13 protein-coding genes are annotated in these 16,139 nt (G+C 56.9%); all 13 read right to left on the reverse strand.

Annotated elements, in window-relative coordinates:
• Positions 1 to 105: 105 nt before the first annotated feature.
• Positions 106 to 1,914 carry an ABC-F family ATP-binding cassette domain-containing protein gene (locus EO133_RS17745; RefSeq protein ID WP_127073987.1) on the reverse strand — a complete coding sequence of 603 codons (1,809 nt, stop codon included), beginning with the start codon at positions 1,912 to 1,914 and terminating at the stop codon, positions 106 to 108.
• A 59-nt stretch (positions 1,915 to 1,973) separates the two neighbouring features.
• On the reverse strand, positions 1,974 to 2,732 hold the full coding sequence (locus EO133_RS17750; RefSeq protein WP_127073988.1) for an endonuclease/exonuclease/phosphatase family protein: 759 nt from the start codon (positions 2,730 to 2,732) through the stop codon (positions 1,974 to 1,976).
• 275 nt (positions 2,733 to 3,007) lie between these two features.
• A complete protein-coding gene (locus tag EO133_RS17755; RefSeq protein WP_127073989.1) occupies positions 3,008 to 4,030 on the reverse strand; it encodes an ABC transporter substrate-binding protein in 1,023 nt (340 codons plus the stop codon).
• Positions 4,031 to 4,284: 254 nt separating this feature from the next.
• Entirely contained in the window at positions 4,285 to 5,217 is a 933-nt protein-coding gene (locus EO133_RS17760) for a Gfo/Idh/MocA family protein (RefSeq protein WP_127073990.1), read from the reverse strand.
• A complete protein-coding gene (gene araD / locus EO133_RS17765; RefSeq protein WP_127073991.1) occupies positions 5,217 to 6,959 on the reverse strand; it encodes an L-arabinonate dehydratase in 1,743 nt (580 codons plus the stop codon). The genes EO133_RS17760 and araD overlap by 1 nt, the downstream gene beginning before the upstream one ends.
• Positions 6,960 to 6,972: 13 nt before the next feature.
• Positions 6,973 to 7,974, reverse strand: a complete 1,002-nt coding sequence (gene araD1, locus EO133_RS17770) for an AraD1 family protein (RefSeq protein WP_127073992.1) — start codon at positions 7,972 to 7,974, stop codon at positions 6,973 to 6,975.
• A gap of 77 nt (positions 7,975 to 8,051) precedes the next feature.
• Positions 8,052 to 9,251, reverse strand: coding sequence for a multiple monosaccharide ABC transporter permease (gene mmsB / locus EO133_RS17775; protein ID WP_127073993.1), 1,200 nt, complete (start codon positions 9,249 to 9,251; stop codon positions 8,052 to 8,054).
• Positions 9,248 to 10,783 carry a multiple monosaccharide ABC transporter ATP-binding protein gene (mmsA, locus tag EO133_RS17780; RefSeq protein ID WP_127073994.1) on the reverse strand — a complete coding sequence of 512 codons (1,536 nt, stop codon included), beginning with the start codon at positions 10,781 to 10,783 and terminating at the stop codon, positions 9,248 to 9,250. The genes mmsB and mmsA overlap by 4 nt, the downstream gene beginning before the upstream one ends.
• Positions 10,784 to 10,882: 99 nt before the next feature.
• Entirely contained in the window at positions 10,883 to 11,950 is a 1,068-nt protein-coding gene (gene chvE, locus EO133_RS17785; RefSeq protein ID WP_127073995.1) for a multiple monosaccharide ABC transporter substrate-binding protein, read from the reverse strand.
• Positions 11,951 to 12,136: 186 nt separating this feature from the next.
• Complete coding sequence (locus tag EO133_RS17790; RefSeq protein WP_127073996.1) at positions 12,137 to 12,907, reverse strand: FadR/GntR family transcriptional regulator; 771 nt, start codon at positions 12,905 to 12,907, stop codon at positions 12,137 to 12,139.
• Between the two features lie 195 nt (positions 12,908 to 13,102).
• A complete protein-coding gene (locus EO133_RS17795) occupies positions 13,103 to 13,501 on the reverse strand; it encodes a DUF2147 domain-containing protein (protein WP_164735083.1) in 399 nt (132 codons plus the stop codon).
• A 129-nt stretch (positions 13,502 to 13,630) separates the two neighbouring features.
• Positions 13,631 to 15,145 carry an aldehyde dehydrogenase (NADP(+)) gene (locus EO133_RS17800; protein WP_127073998.1) on the reverse strand — a complete coding sequence of 505 codons (1,515 nt, stop codon included), beginning with the start codon at positions 15,143 to 15,145 and terminating at the stop codon, positions 13,631 to 13,633.
• 1 nt (position 15,146) lies between these two features.
• The gene (locus tag EO133_RS17805; protein WP_127073999.1) at positions 15,147 to 15,947 is read right to left on the reverse strand and encodes an NAD-dependent epimerase/dehydratase family protein; all 801 of its coding nucleotides are present in this window, start codon (positions 15,945 to 15,947) and stop codon (positions 15,147 to 15,149) included.
• Between the last annotated feature and the right edge of the window lie 192 nt (positions 15,948 to 16,139).

Genomic DNA, 16,139 nt, shown 5'->3' on the forward strand with positions numbered 1-16,139 from the left:
GCGAAATCAAGTGGCCGAAAGAAATTTATTCTAACTTGTGAGCAGTAATGAGATTAAGAAAACTAGCTAGGGCCATATTAAAGCACATCAATTCCTCCGAATAGCCTAGCCTTCAAGCTCCTCGCGTAACATTTCAAGCTCCAGCCATTGATCCTCGCAGCGCATCAGTTCGTCCTGCGCTTCTACGAAATCCGCAGTCGCTTGCTCGAACGCCTTGGGGTCGCGGTTATAAAAACTCGGATCGTCCAGCCTTTCCTGAAGTTTGGCCATCTTTGCCCGTAGCCCGTCCATGGTCTTGGGCAGGGTGTCGAGCGCATGTTTTTCCTTAAAGCTCAGCTTGCGCTTGGGCTGCACTGACGGGCTGACAGGTTTCTGCCTGGACTTCGGTTCGCCCTTCGGCTTTTCAACCCGGCGTGCGACAACCCCTTCGCCGCGCTGGGCAACCATATCGCTATAGCCGCCTGCATACTCGTTCCAGGTGCCATCACCTTCCGCCACGATGATCGAGGTCGCGACCTTATCGAGAAAATCGCGATCGTGACTGACGACGATCACAGTGCCCTGATAATCGGCAACCATTTCCTGCAATAGATCGAGCGTCTCAAGGTCGAGGTCGTTTGTCGGCTCATCGAGCACCAGCACATTGGAGGGCAGAGACAGCGCGCGGGCTAATGTCACCCGGTTGCGCTCACCCCCAGACAGCTTGCCAACCGCCGTCCGGGCCTGTTCGGGCGTAAACAGGAACTCCTTCATATAGCCAATGACGTGCTTGCTCTCGCCGTTGATCGTAAGCGTGTCCGACCCGCCCCCGGTCAGAACATCCTTAAGCGTCATGTCAGGATCAAGCGAAGCACGCTTCTGGTCGAGAACTGCCAGTTCGAGACGCGTTCCAAGCCGCACCGTACCGCTATCGGGTTCAAGCGCGCCGGTCAGCATGCGGATCAAAGTCGTCTTGCCCGCACCGTTGGGACCGACGATACCAAGGCGCGCGCCCCGCATAATTCGGGTCGAGAAGGCGTCGACGATCTTGCGGCCGTCGTAGGTCTTGGAAATTGCCTCGGCTTCAACGACCATGGCGCCGGAACTTTTGCCCTCGGCGACAGTCATCTTCACATTGCCCTGCGGCCCGCGATACTCACGCACCTGCTGGCGCAGATTGCTCAAGAGGTCCATGCGACGCACGTTACGCTTGCGGCGGGCGGTGACGCCATAGCGCACCCAGTGTTCCTCGGCCACGATTTTGCGTGCCAGCTTGTGTTGTTCTTTTTCTTCCTGCTCTAGAAAATCGTCCCGCCAGGCTTCAAACCCTGCAAAACCATGATCGATGCGGCGCGTCTCGCCCCTGTCGATCCAGATGGTTGCGCGCGTCAGGTCCGCAAGAAAGCGCCGGTCGTGGCTGATCAAAACAAGTGCCGAACGCAATGACTTCAACTCGGTTTCGAGCCACTCGATAACGGGAAGATCCAGATGGTTGGTCGGTTCGTCCAGAAGCAGAATGTCGGGCTCTGGCGCCAGAACCCTCGCAAGCGCCGCACGGCGCGCCTCCCCACCGGAAAGCGCCTTGGGATTCTCGTCGCCGCGAAGTCCGAGTTGCTCAAGCAGATACTGCGCCCGGTAAGGATTGTCTGCCCCTTCCAGCCCGTCCTCGACATAGGCAAGCGTCGTATCAAAGCCCGAAAGATCGGGCTCTTGAGGAAGGTAGCGCACAGTTGCACCGGGCTGAAGGAAGCGCTCCCCACCATCGGGCTCGACAAGACCTGCAGCAATCTTCAGCAGGGTCGATTTTCCCGATCCGTTCCGGCCAACCAATGCAATCTTGTCGCCCGGCGCCACGGCCAGATCGGCACTGTCGAGCAATTGGGTGCTGCCAAGCACAAGACGGATCGATTGCAGGGCGAGAAGCGGTGCGGCCATAAATATCTTTCAGGATATGCGGTATCAATATCAGCCGGACAGATGGCGGCAATCACGGACTATTGCAAGCCCTCAACCGCTTCCGGTGTCATTTGGGCAGCCTGCCGTTCAGGTCGGCCTTCCGGTCGCACGGAAATCTTCGCCCAGATTGGAAGATGGTCCGACCCTCTTTTAGCCAGATCGGAACGATGCACCCCACAGTCATGCACTTCTATGTCGGTCGTCGTAATGATTCTGTCGAAAGCAAGAACCGGACGCGACGAATGAAAGCTCGGCCCAGGCGCGATGATGTTGTGGTCTTTTGCGAAATGCGCAAGGCAGCCGCCTTCGGTCGTCCATTGGTTGAGATCGCCCATCATCACAGTAGGCAAGGCTTCATCGAGCACATCCAACTGGTTGAGAACCGACTTGGCCTGCCGGCGGCGCCAGAGATCGACAAGCCCCAGATGCAGGCCAATAACCCGGACTTTTAGTTCGCCGACCTTGAGATCCGCGAGGACGGCCCCGCGAGGCTCAAGGGCAGGCAGCGTGAGAGTGGACTGATTGAGAACCTCAATGCCGCGTCGCACCAATATCGTGTTGCCATGCCAGCCAAGGCTTTGCTTTCTGACACCGAACCGGATGGCCGCGTAGTCGGTTGTGTCTTCTATCAGGTCGGGGCTGAGCGAGGTGGTGCGGCTTCCAAAGCGCCTGTCGACCTCCTGCAAGGCAACAATGTCGGCGTCGATTTCTCTCAAAATGTCGAGAATGCGTTTGGGGTCGCGGCGCCAGTCCGTGCCGACACTTTTGCGAATATTGTATGAGGCAACACTTATCATGGCACCAAATGTGTCAGATCATGATGACAGGTCAATGTGCCTTCGATCAAACCTGCTGGAACGAAGGCAAAATAGTATCTGCTGTGTCACCAGCGCCCCACATTGCCAGGTTCCCCTTCATGTTCGGAAACCGTCCCATACCAAACAGCGGCGCCGCCGGACATACAGGCGACGCCGCCACGGTTAGTCCAGGCACTTGCTGCATCGGGGGGACGCTGCCTTTGACTGGCGTCAGAGGCATACCGTTGCAACGTCTAAACAAGCCCAGACCACCGTTACCGTGAGATCGTGCGGTTCCACATATCGACCCAATCGGATCGGTTTGCCTCAATGACCGTTGGATCGAACCGCAGCAAACCTGACGCGGCGCCTGCGCCGTAAGCGACGTCGGCGGCAACCGCGTCAGGCAGTTCCACTGTCATATTGGTGGGCGAATAGCGCAACTCGTGAGCAAAACACTCCTGCGCCTCCTTTGAAATCGACATATCGATGAACTGAAGCGCCAGGTCTTTGTTATCACGACCTACCACGAGGCTTGCCGTAATGAAGCTGGCTGGCGCACCCTCGGCAGCCTGCGCGAAATTCGCGGGCAACCCGCTGCTACGCAATGTGAAAGCATAATCGGACGCATAGGGCGCAAGCCAGGCATCGCCCTCCGCAAAGGCCCGCTGCAACTCCGGCGACGTCGAGACCACCACGGCCCCTCCATCGAGCAACTCAGCAACCGCGTCGAGCCCAGGCTCGATATTGCCCAGATCACCACCATTGATCTGGTTGATCATAAGAAAACCAAGCATCCCATAGGCATTGGAAATATCTGTCAGAACCAGATGACGACCATAAATGGGATCGAGCACATCGACCCAGCTCTGAGGTGCCTGCGGTGTTTTCTCGACATTATAGACCAGGCCAATAGCTGCAATCGAATAGGCCGGCCCTTCCCCACCTTCAAGATTGGATCTTGCGATGTCATAAAGATCGCCTGCGTTGACCAGGCTTGCCTCGTCGATCGGCAGCAGCAGCCCTTCCTGCGCCGCAACAATTTCCTGCCCACCGGAAAAATGCACAACATCGAACTCCGGCGCATCCCGCTGCGCGCGAAGGCGCGCCAAGGCATCGGCGGAATAGGCTGTCACGATTTCGACAGTTGAGCCCGTCGCGTCTTCAAATGGCGCAATTACGCATTTCCGATGCGCATCTTCATAAGCCCCGCCGAACGAGTTGATCGTCAGGCTTTGGCCAAATACCGTACTCACCATTAGCGCCGATGCACTGGCGAGTACCAGTGCGCTATACATTGTCACGGCAATTCCTTTTGTCCAGCCATGCGAAATGCTGCGGCTAGGCCCACCGCCAAAACTTCGGAAAATCTGCTCTAAATTGCACCAAACCAAGCAGTCAACAGCCATTCATCCAACGGCTATTGTAAAGCAAAAGTGTCCCGCTACGTAGCGCTCATTTCAAGTGGAAACGGCACAACGACAAAATGTTACCAATAGATGCTGTTCCATAACGGAAAAGGTCGCGCCGCCGCCATGCAGAAGCGCTTCTATCAGTCGTAAAACGCTTCAACGATCGTACGACGGCCCAGCATCATCGCGTCGGCGACATGACGAAGCGGGGACGCATCGACAAGCGACGTACCGCTTTCCAGAAGTTCGGCAAAATGCGCATAAATTCCTGCGTATTCGCGATCCGGTTCAGCAATTTTCTCGACGCCGTCGATCGCCATTCTGCTGCCACCCATCGATAGCGCGATTTCCCCCTCACGGGTTGAAACCACAATGTCCCAGGTCTGTGGTCCGGTCTGGCGCCAATCAAAATCGGCTTTGACCGGCGTACCACGGGCATCGGTGAAATCCACCTGCGCTGCAATAGGCGTCTGGCAATTCTCCGGGAATTCCAGATTTGCCCGCGTTACATGAATTGGGTCTGGAAGGATCGCGGTGAGGATTGAAAGCCCGTTGATCGCAGGATCGAAAACGCCAAGGCCGCCCGGCTCCCATATCCATGCCTGCCCCGGATGCCATCGGCGAACATCTTCGCGCCAGACGATCTCCACCTTCTCGATGGTCTTGTCCTTTAACCAGGCTTTGGCTGGCTCAACCGCCGCCGCATAACGCGAATGCCAGGTGGCAAAGAGCACCACGCCCTTTTTCTCGGCCAATGCAATCAGCGTATCGATTTCCGCGAGTGTGGACCCAGGCGGCTTTTCCAGCAGCACGTGCTTGCCCGCATTAATAGCCGCTGCCGCCATATCGAAACGCACCTGCGGAGGCGTACACAGGGCGACGCAGCCAATATCCGGACGGTTGGCGAACAACGCTTCGAGCGTATCGAAATTGTCGACGCCCTCAGCGGTCGCATTGCGGCTCACTGCCGCCGCAAAATCAAATGCCGGTTCGCCTGCGATCGAAGGTACATGCTGGTCACGGGCGATTTTTCCGAAGCCAACAATCGCGATTTTGTGCTTAGTGTCGTTCATCAGTGCGAATCCTTTGGCACGGCCTTGCCTCGGGAACCTTTCAGAAAATCGAAATCGGCGCCAGTATCGGCGCCCTGAACGTGATCGAGAAACAGCCGCGCGTAACCGCTTTGCGGCTGGCCTGCCAAGGGCTTCCATTCAGCCAGACGCGCTGCGATTTCGGCATCCGAAACGTCCAGGTGCAGTCGCCGGTTGGCGACATCGACCTCGATCATGTCGCCATTGCGCACAATAGCCAGAGGGCCGCCCACCGCCGCTTCCGGCGAAGTATGCAGGATCACTGTGCCGTAAGCCGTGCCGGACATACGCGCATCTGAAATACGGATCATGTCCTTGATCCCCTTGCGAAGCACCTTGGGCGGCAAGCCCATATTGCCCACCTCGGCCATACCGGGATACCCCTTGGGGCCGCAGTTCTTCATCACCATGATGCAGGTCTCGTCAATGTCGAGCTTCTCGTCATTGATCTTGGCCTTGTAGTCGTCGATATCCTCAAACACGACCGCACGGCCGCGATGCTGCATCAGGTGAGGGCTAGCCGCCGATGGCTTGAGCACGGCGCCATTGGGCGCCAGATTGCCTTTGAGCACAGCTATGCCGCCATTTGGCGTCAGGGCGTTTTCGACAGGCCGAATGACCTCCTCGTTCCAGTTGCGGACATTGGAGACTTCTTCGGCCATCGTCTTGCCCGAAACGGTCAAGGCATCGCCATGCAGCTTGCCCCCGTCGAGCAGTGACTTGAGCACCACCGGCAGACCACCGGCATAGAAAAACTCTTCCATCAGGAACCGGCCCGAGGGCATCAGGTCAACGATGGTCGGAATTTCACGCCCCAGCTTGTCCCAATCATCGAGCGTCAGATCGATGCCGATACGTCCGGCAATCGCGAGCAAGTGGATCACTGCATTTGTCGAGCCACCGATTGCGCCATTGGTGCGGATCGCATTTTCAAACGCCTGGCGGGTCAGAATGTCGGAGGGCTTAAGGTCATCCTTGACCATCTCGACGATCCGGCGCCCGGTAAGTTGCGCCATAACGCGGCGGCGGCTGTCGACTGCGGGGATGGCTGCATTGCCCGAAAGCGCCATGCCGAGCGCCTCGGCCATCGAGGCCATTGTCGAGGCCGTACCCATTGTATTGCACGAACCGGGTGAGCGAGACATCGCCTGCTCGGCTTCCAGAAAGTCCTCGCGGGACATTTCGCCCGCCTTGATCGCTTCGCTCATCTGCCAAAGCGCAGTGCCGGACCCGACCCTTTCGCCACGGAACCAACCATTGAGCATGGGGCCACCGGTAACAACAATCGCAGGGATGTCGACGCTAGACGCCCCCATCAGCAATGCCGGGGTGGTCTTGTCACAGCCCACCATCAGCACGACGCCATCGAGCGGATTGGCGCGCAGCGCCTCTTCCACATCCATCGCTGCAAGGTTGCGATACATCATCGCCGACGGTCGCAGCGAACTTTCGCCCGTAGAGAAAACCGGGAACTCCACAGGCAGGCCACCAGCCTCGTAAATCCCGTTCTTCACCCTCTGCGCAAGATCGCGCAGATGCGCGTTGCAGGGGGTAAGCTCAGACCAGGTGTTGCAGATGCCGATGACCGGCCGGCCGTCGAACAGGTCCGCGGGCAGCCCCTGATTTTTCATCCAAGAGCGGTGATAGATATGATCGCGCGAGGTTCCGCCATACCATTCGTGCGAGCGCAAGGGCCGCGGCCATTCAGCCTTTTTGAAGGTCATCTAGAGTGTCCTTTTACAGTACGGCCACTTTGACAAGGGTATCCTTGTCAGTGGCGGTATCGATGGCAACGCGGTTGCGCAGCGGCAGGCCGAACTGGGGCGCCTCGATCTCGAACACATCGCCGTCTTCAGTGCTGACGCCATCGGCAAACGAGAGCGTCGCTGTGCCGAACATATGTACATGCACATCGCCCGGTTGGCGGAAAATCTCGTACTTGAAATGATGGTGCTCGAGATTATCGATTGTATGGGACATATTGGCTTCGCCCGAAAGGAAAGGTTTTTCCCAGATGGTCTTGCCATTGCGAAGAATACGCGATGTGCCTTCGATATGCTTGGGTAAATCCCCGATCAGAATTTCCGGCCCGATTGAAGCGTGGCGCAACTTGGAATGGGCGAGAAAAAGGTAATTCTGCCGTTCAGTGACATGATCGGAAAACTCATTGGCGATTGCAAAACCGATACGCACCGGTTGCCCATTCTGGTCGATCACATAAATACCTGCGACTTCAGGCTCCTCGCCTGCATCGAGCGCAAAACACGGCGACGGCAAGTCACCACCCGGCGCAACCAGCACATGGCCATTGCCCTTATAGAACCATTCCGGCTGAACCCCGCATTTGCCATCCCGCGATTTGCCGCCTTCAACGCCCATGCGGAACATCTTCATAGAGTCGGTAAGCTTTTCTTCCTGCGCCTTATCCTGCTGGTGCATCTTGTCGCGCGTGGCCGCCGAACCGAGATGAGTCAGCCCGGTGCCAGTCAAATGGACATGCGTCGGATTGCGATGGGAGATAGGCGCAAGTACGCGCCCTTTTCCATAAGCCGATTGAAGATCCACCGTGTCGCCAAGCCCCTGCGCCTCGATCTGATCCAGCAGACTGCGGCCCGTACCAAGAGCGGCCAGTGCCAAATCATAGATCGAAGCAATGCCGCTAACGATCCGCGCCTCACTGCCAGCGCGTGCAACGACACATTGGCGACCACTGGAATCGAGAACCTGGGAAATGAACACGTTGGGAACTCCTCACGCACAGAGGGATGTAAAACGATACGACGGCACCTCGTACGAAGTGCCGCCGCGATGGCCGGTCAAGCCGCTTTGTTCTTGTTGTAAACGTCGAAGATCACGGCAGCGAGCAACACCAGCCCCTTGATCATCTGTTGCCAGTCGATACCGATCCCCATGATCGACATGCCGTTATTCATCACCCCCATGATGAACGCACCGACCACGGCACCAACGACAGTGCCCACACCACCGGCCATGGATGCGCCGCCGATAAAGACCGCAGCGATAACATCCAGCTCAAACGTCTCACCCGCCTTGGGCGTCGCCATGTTGAGGCGTGCAGCAAAGACCAGCCCGGCAAGCGCCGCCAGCATGCCCATATTGGCAAACACAAGGAACGTCAGTCGCTCTGCATTGATGCCCGACAGTTTGGCCGCCTTCTGGTTGCCGCCCACTGCATAGATACGCCGTCCGATGGTCGTTTGCTTGGCAATGAAACTGTAGCCCGCTATCAAAATTGCCATAACGATAAAGACGTTAGGCAGACCACGGGCCGTCGCCAGCAGATAGGTGAGATAAACGATAGCAGCGGCAACAAGGATGTTGCGCCCGACAAAGAAGAAAAAAGGCTCTTCCGGAACACCATGCTTCTGTTCCTTCTGACGCGCGCGAATGCTCAGGAACACCAGGAGTGTGGCAACCGCGACGCCCAGCAATAGCGAGGTGATATGCAGACTCTCCCCGGCAAAGAAGTCGGGAATGAAGCCTGACGAGATCGCCCTGAATTCATTGGGAAACGGACCGACCGACTGCCCCTTGAGCAGCACCATCATCGAGCCCTTGAACACCAGCATGCCAGCCAGCGTAACGATGAAGGACGGAATTTTCCAATACGCGATCCAATAGCCTTGGATGGCGCCAATGGCAGCTCCGACAATAAGGCAGATGATCGCAGCAGGGATGTAATGTATGCCGAAATTGACCATCAGGACGGCCGAAAGCGCGCCGACAAAGCCCATGACAGAGCCGACCGAAAGATCGATATGCCCGCACACGATCACCATCAACATGCCAACGGCCATAATGACGATATAGGAGTTCTGCAGGACGAGATTGGTCAGATTGACCGGGCGCAAAAGAATGCCCTCGGTCGAGAACTGGAAAAAGACCATGATCGCGATAAGCGCGAAAAGGATGCCGTATTCGCGCATATGCGTGCGCAGAAACTGCAAGGCTGGCGGACGTTCTGTTTCAGCCTTTTGTGCTGGAATGTCGGTCATGCTGCCTTGCCTCCCTTTTTTAGGATCATGCTCATGATTTTTTCCTGTGATGCTTCGGCGACTGGCATCTCGCCAATAAACGCGCCTTCATTCATGACGTAGATCCGGTCCGAAATACCCAAAAGCTCCGGCATTTCCGAAGAAATGACCACAATGGCTTTTCCGGCGGCGGCCAGATCGTTGATGATGGAATAGATTTCGTATTTTGCGCCGACATCGATGCCGCGCGTCGGTTCATCCAGAATCAGAACTTCCGGCCCGGCATAAAGCCATTTGGACAGCACGACCTTCTGCTGGTTTCCGCCAGAGAGATTTACCGTCTTCTGAGCGATCCCCGAGCTTTTGATCGACATGCGGCTACGATATTGCTCCGCAACGCTCCGCTCCTGATGGTTGTCCACAACGATGCCGTTGGCGATACCCTTGAGGTTGGCAAGCGGCACGTTTCCGCGGATGGATTGGTCAAGCACCAACCCATAAGTCTTGCGATCCTCGGTGGCATAACAAATGCCCGCTTTGATCGCCTTGTGAACGCTTGAAACGTCCACCGACTTGCCGCGCAACCGGACTTCGCCGCTGATCTTGTCACCATAGGATTTACCGAAAAGGCTCATTGCCAGTTCGGTGCGCCCAGCCCCCATCAGCCCGGCAATTCCGACGACTTCGCCTGCGCGAACGTGAAAGTTGACATTCTTGACGATCTGCCGATCCGAATGAATCGGATGAAAGGCCGACCAGTTACGCACTTCAAAAAGCGGCTCGCCGATATTTGGCTGGCGCGGCGGGAAGCGGTCCGATAGCGAGCGCCCAACCATGTCACGCACGATGTCGTCTTCACTGATTTCCTGCTTTTGGCAGTCCAGCGTCGAAACCGTGGCGCCGTCACGCAGAACCGTAATACGGTCTGCAACCTGCGAAATTTCGTTAAGCTTGTGCGAAATCAGGATCGAGGAAACGCCCTTGCCCTTGAGGTCCACGAGAAGGTCGAGCAGCGCTTGGCTGTCTTTCTCGTTCAGGCTCGATGTCGGCTCGTCCAGGATCAGCAGCTTGACCTCTTTGGAAAGCGCCTTGGCGATTTCGACGAGTTGCTGCTTGCCCAGCCCAAGATGGGTAACACGTGTCCTCGGACTTTCCTTGAGCGACACACGCTTGAGCAATTCTTCAGTGCGCCGGTATGTCTCCGACCAGTCGATGATGCCGCGCCCGGCACGCTCATTGCCTAGAAAAATGTTTTCGGCAATGCTCAACAACGGCACCAGGGCGAGTTCCTGATGGATGATGATGATCCCATCCCGCTCGCTGTCAGCAATGTTGCCGAAGCGCTTTTCTTCACCTTCAAAGAAAATCTGCCCTTCATACTCCCCATGCGGATAAACGCCGCTGAGAACTTTCATCAGGGTAGATTTCCCGGCACCGTTTTCACCAACCAGAGCGTGAATTTCGCCTTGCTCGACAGTCAGATTGACATTGTCGAGCGCGTTCACGCCGGGGAAGGTTTTCGTGATGCCCTTCATTTCTAGAATGGCGGTCATTATGCACCGTCAGATAGTGGCTTTGCAGGGTTTGGCCGATAACGCGGATGGCACCGGAAAGCCGGTGCCATCACTGTTTCGGATACGCGAAGACGCGAATTAGTCGACGATCTGGTCCGCAGTGTAGTAGCCGGACCCTACCAGAACTTGTTCCCAATTATCTGCTGTAACCAGCACGGGGTAAAGCAGATAGGAAGGCACGACCTTGACACCATTATCATAGGTTTCGGTGTCATTGATTTCCGGCTCACCGCCGCCCAGAAGCGCAGCAACCATACCTACGGTCACGCGTGCCAGTTCGCGGGTATCCTTGAAGATGGTCGAGTACTGGTCGCCAGCAACAATCGCTTTCACCGACGGCACTTCTGCGTCCTGACCCGAGACGATGGGCATTGGCATGTCGTCGCTGCCATAACCGACCCCGCGCAGGGACGAGATGATGCCGATTGACAGCCCGTCATAGGGCGACAGCACCGCATCCACACGGTCTTCGGTGTAGTGCGCGCTCAAAAGGTTATCCATGCGCGCCTGCGCAACCGAGCCGTCCCAACGCAGGGTACCAACAGTGTCCATGCCAGTCTGGCCCGAACGAATGACAAAGGTGCCATCGTCGATAAGGGGCTGCAACACGCTCATCGCGCCGTCATAGAAGAAATAGGCGTTGTTGTCGTCAGGCGAACCGCCGAAGACTTCGAGGTTAAACGGACCTTCGTTATTGGCCAGATCAAGCCCGTCGATCAACGACTGGCCCTGCTGAACGCCAACCTGAAAGTTATCGAACGTCGCATAGTAGTCGACATGCTCCGAGCCGCGGATCAGGCGATCATAGGCAATGACCTTGATACCGTTTGCTGCGGCATCTTCGAGCGCACTGGTTAGCGTAGTACCGTCGATCGAAGCAATCACCAGAGCATCGACGCCTCGCACGATCATGTTTTCGATCTGCGCAAGCTGGTTCGGTATATCGTCTTCCGCATACTGAAGATCGGTGCGATAACCAGCAGCTTCAAACTGCTCGACCATTGACTGGCCATCGGAAATCCAGCGCGCCGATGACTGGGTTGGCATGGAAATGCCGACAAAACCTGCGTCCTGCGAAACGGCAGGCACGGCCGTCAGGGCCGTCGAAACGACCAGGGCGCCTGCGCCCAGAAGAATGGCTTTCATATAATCTCTCCCTAAAATAATTGTCGCGTTTTTTTCGCGAAGCTCACCCACGCCGGAGACTGCTCCTCCCGGCGCCCGAAGCACATTTGCATATAGTATTATTTATTGTAAAGCGGCAATTGGAAAGCAAGGTCCGATTTTATCGGACCACTTGTGGCGACGCCGCCAACTCGGGCGAAATCAGCTCTATTCGTTGGGCTTGAGCGCCTCATAGGCTCGGTCGACGCCGCTCTGGATCGCCTGCCGCATGGCGACACGCGCGACATCCGCCTCCTGCTCAATGATCGCCTCAGCGATATTGCGGTGCAGCCGCACCGCACGGTCGAACGCCGCGCCCCCCTCTACCGGCGAACTGATGGTGAAGGAGGCTGTCAGGGCCACTTCGACCACGGCACTGAGCGATACCATGAACGGGTTGCCCGACGCGGCGGCAACGACACGATGAAACTCCAGGTCGTTCCGGGCGAATTCCTGAGCCGTCTGCCCATCCTCGGCCATCTTGTCGGCCCAGTAAACCAGAGCATCGGCCTGCTCGGGCGTTCTGCGTCGCGCAGCAAGCGCCGCAGCCTCAGGTTCAACGGCCATGCGCACTTCGGCAAGACTGGTCAGAAGATCCAATGTGACACCGGCTTCGAGATACCAGGAGAGCACATCGCTATCGAACATGTTCCACTGCGCCCGCGGCAGAACGCGCGTACCGACTCGCGCCTTTGCTTCAATCAGACCCTTTGCCGACAGGGTTTTGAGAGCCTCACGCAGCACCGTGCGCGATACGCCAAACTGCTGAATAAGTTCAGCATCGCCAGGCAATATCTGATTCTCCGCATAGGTACCGCCGACAATTGCCGTACCCAAAGACCAGATCACATGCGAATGGAAATTGGGGGGCTTGCGCCGGGTTTTCGTGGCCGAAAGCGGCGCAACCTGTCCATCGCTCCCTTGTGCCACACCGCTCATAACCAACCTCACCAATCCAAATCACCCGTCCCATCGGAACGGAAGAGCCAAATCGCCCTCAATAATTCGTATAGTATGATTAATTCGCATTAGCAATGCGAAACAAGAATCAGGCGTAGCGGGGGGCAGTTGGGCGCCGGCGAGATTAGCCTTGCGGTTCGCCCGCTGCAACACGGAACAATCGAAATAGCAACGTCAGGAAATGCGATGCAGCCGGTAGGATCTACAGACAATCAGCAAAGTGCAGCCCACCAATTCGATTGTATTGGCATCGATCTGCTCAATTGTGCCGTTGGCACTATGACCAAATAGCTCAAGCGTGCCTTCCCACTCGTTTTCATCGACTGGCACGGCGTGATCGACGATCATCGTATTGAGGTAGGGCCGGTTGTCTTCGTTGTCGGCACCGTCGCCGAGCCACACTAAAGTCCCGCAGAGATGATCGTTATCCTCGCCGCAAAGCTCGACTTCGTAACGGGAGTCTTCGCTGTCCACTTCCCATAAGCCTTCAGGCGAAGGCAAATCCTGCGCAACCGATGCAAAAGGCGTCGCAGCGAGTGAAACGACGAGAATAAGTTTTATCCATTGCAGCAACGGACCGCCTCCATTCCGAACATTCTGGAAAAATATGATGCAGCCGGATAATCGGTCAAAGAGACGAAAAAGAGGCGGCGTGGCTCATCAGCCCGCCGCCTCTTCAACTGGGTTGCCTATGCGGCCTGACTATTGCAGATCGGTTGGCAAAAGCGCATCCGGTAAAGCTTGGTAGCAGACAGGGCGCAGGAAGCGCCGGATGGAGAGCGTTCCAACCGAGGTCGCGCCGAAATTGGTTGATGCAGGGTAAGGTCCACCATGAACCATTGAATCGGCAACTTCAACGCCCGTCGGGAACCCGTTGGCAAGCACACGTCCAGCCTTACGCTCAAGGATCGGCATGAGCGATTTACCAAGCTCGGCATCGCCTTGGTCGAGATGCAGTGTGCAGGTTAACTGCCCCTGCAGGCTCTTGGCAACTTTGCGCATCTCATCGGCGCTCTTGACCGTGACCACTAGGCCGAGCGGACCGAACACTTCTTCGCCAAGCTCGTGATTGGCCAGCCAGTTTTCACCAGTGGTTTCGTAAAGATTTGGCGTTGCATTGCGCAAATCGCAGGTCGAGGTCAGCAGTTCCTGGACCCCTGCCGTTGCTGCAACCCGGTCACGTCCCGAGCGGAACGCTTCGGCAATGCCATCGGTAAGCATTGTCTGCGGACCGACTTCCGAAAGTGCAGCCTTTGCAGCGCTAACGAAAGCATCGGCATCGCTGCCTTCAATAACCACGGCAATACCTGGATTGGTGCAGAACTGACCCGCACCCATGGTGAGCGAACCGGCCCAGCCCTTGCCGATCTCGGCGCCGCGCGCCTTGACCGCTTCAGGCAGAATGAACATCGGATTGACCGAACCCAGTTCGCCAAAGAACGGAATAGGTTCTGGCCTCGCAGCACAAAGATTGAAAAGCGCGCGGCCGCCGCCAAGCGAGCCGGTAAACCCGACCGCCTTGATATTGGGATGCTGAACCAAAGCCGAACCGACCTCGCGGTTGCCGCCCTGAATCAGCGAGAAAACCCCAGGATGCAATCCAAGTTTCTCGCGCGCAGCATGGATAGCTTCGGCGACAATTTCACCTGTACCGGGATGGGCGGAATGCCCCTTGACCACCACCGGACACCCCGCAGCAAGCGCGGCGGCCGTGTCGCCACCGGCGGTCGAAAAGGCCAGCGGGAAATTGGACGCACCGAACACGGCAACCGGGCCAATCGGGCGCTGGACCATTTTCAGATCCGGGCGTGGCAGCGGCTGCCGGTCAGGCAGTGCCTTGTCATGGCGACGATCGAGATAATCGCCCTTGAGAATATGTTCGGCAAACAGGCGCAACTGGCCGGTTGTGCGCCCGCGCTCACCGTTCAACCGGGCCTCGGGCAGACCGGTTTCTTCAGTGCCGATCTGCGTGATCGCCTCTGCACGCGCTTCAATTTCATCGGCAATTGTATTGAGGAATTTTGCGCGCTCTTCCCGGCCGGAATAGCCATAAGACCAGAATGCGTCTTCTGCCGCTTCGCAAGCAGCGTTCACATTCTCGACCGTGCCGACCGCAAACGCGTGGGCTGAGCCACTCGCGGGGGCCGACTGGAAAGTCGCATCCCCGGCAACCCATTCTCCTGCAATCAAATGTTTGCCGTGGGGGGTAAAACTCATCTCAGTCCTCCTTGACTATAGGATCTTGCGTATTGTTTCCGCCCTGCCACTTGGCCAGCGGATGTTCCGGATCGGGCCACTTGCCCTGCGCCTTCAAGGTGGCCTCCCACCTATCGGCGCTGTCGCGCGGCTTCCAGCCTATATAGGTCGCGGTTTCGTTGGTCCACCATGCCCTGCTATTATCTGACACACCCCAGATCACCGGGCAGCCCAACCGCGGCACGTCGAACACCCGTTCCACGAGCGCAACAAAATCATCATAGCTGAGCCATGTGGCAAGCATGCGATAGTCGGTAGGTTCTTCAAAGCACGAGCCGATTCGAACCATCGCCGTCTCTTGCCCGAACTTGTCGAAATAGAACCGTGCCAAGGCTTCGCCAAAGCACTTGGAAACCGCATACAGGCCGTCAGGCCGGTAAGGCGAATTGAGATCGACATGCTCGTCTTGCGGGTAAAAGCCCGTCACATGATTGGAACTTCCAAAGAAAATTCGCGGCATGCCATGAGCCCGCGCCGCTTCATAAAGATTACGCATGCCCAAGATGTTGGCATCCAGAATCTCGGAAAATTTGCGCTCCGTCGAAATGCCTCCCAGATGCACGATGCCATCGCACCCCTCGACCAGTTTCATCACCCCATCCGCATCGGCAAGATTGCACTGCACGAATTCTGCCTGTGAGGGGGGTGTGTAAGGCAGCGGCATAACATCGGAAAGACGAATGTGCTCTGCCAGATGCCCCAATCTGGCCGAAGCCACGCGCCCAAGCCCACCCGAGGCTCCGGTGATAAGAAGTCGTTTCAAGGCTTTCCCCTGCGTTGCAATGAGTGTCGTGCGAGACAGTTCGCTTGGCCGGGCAACGCCCGAAAATTTGCGCGGCAGTTTACTCATAGCACAAGTTCAGTCAATCTGTCTTATGACCGGCGCGAAAACTCCGCGTTCACTTGACTTGTCGCACGCGCAAGTGTCTGATTCGAGCACTTGTATGATAGAGAA

Source organism: Pelagibacterium lentulum (genome assembly GCF_003992625.1).
GTDB lineage: Bacteria > Pseudomonadota > Alphaproteobacteria > Rhizobiales > Devosiaceae > Pelagibacterium > Pelagibacterium lentulum.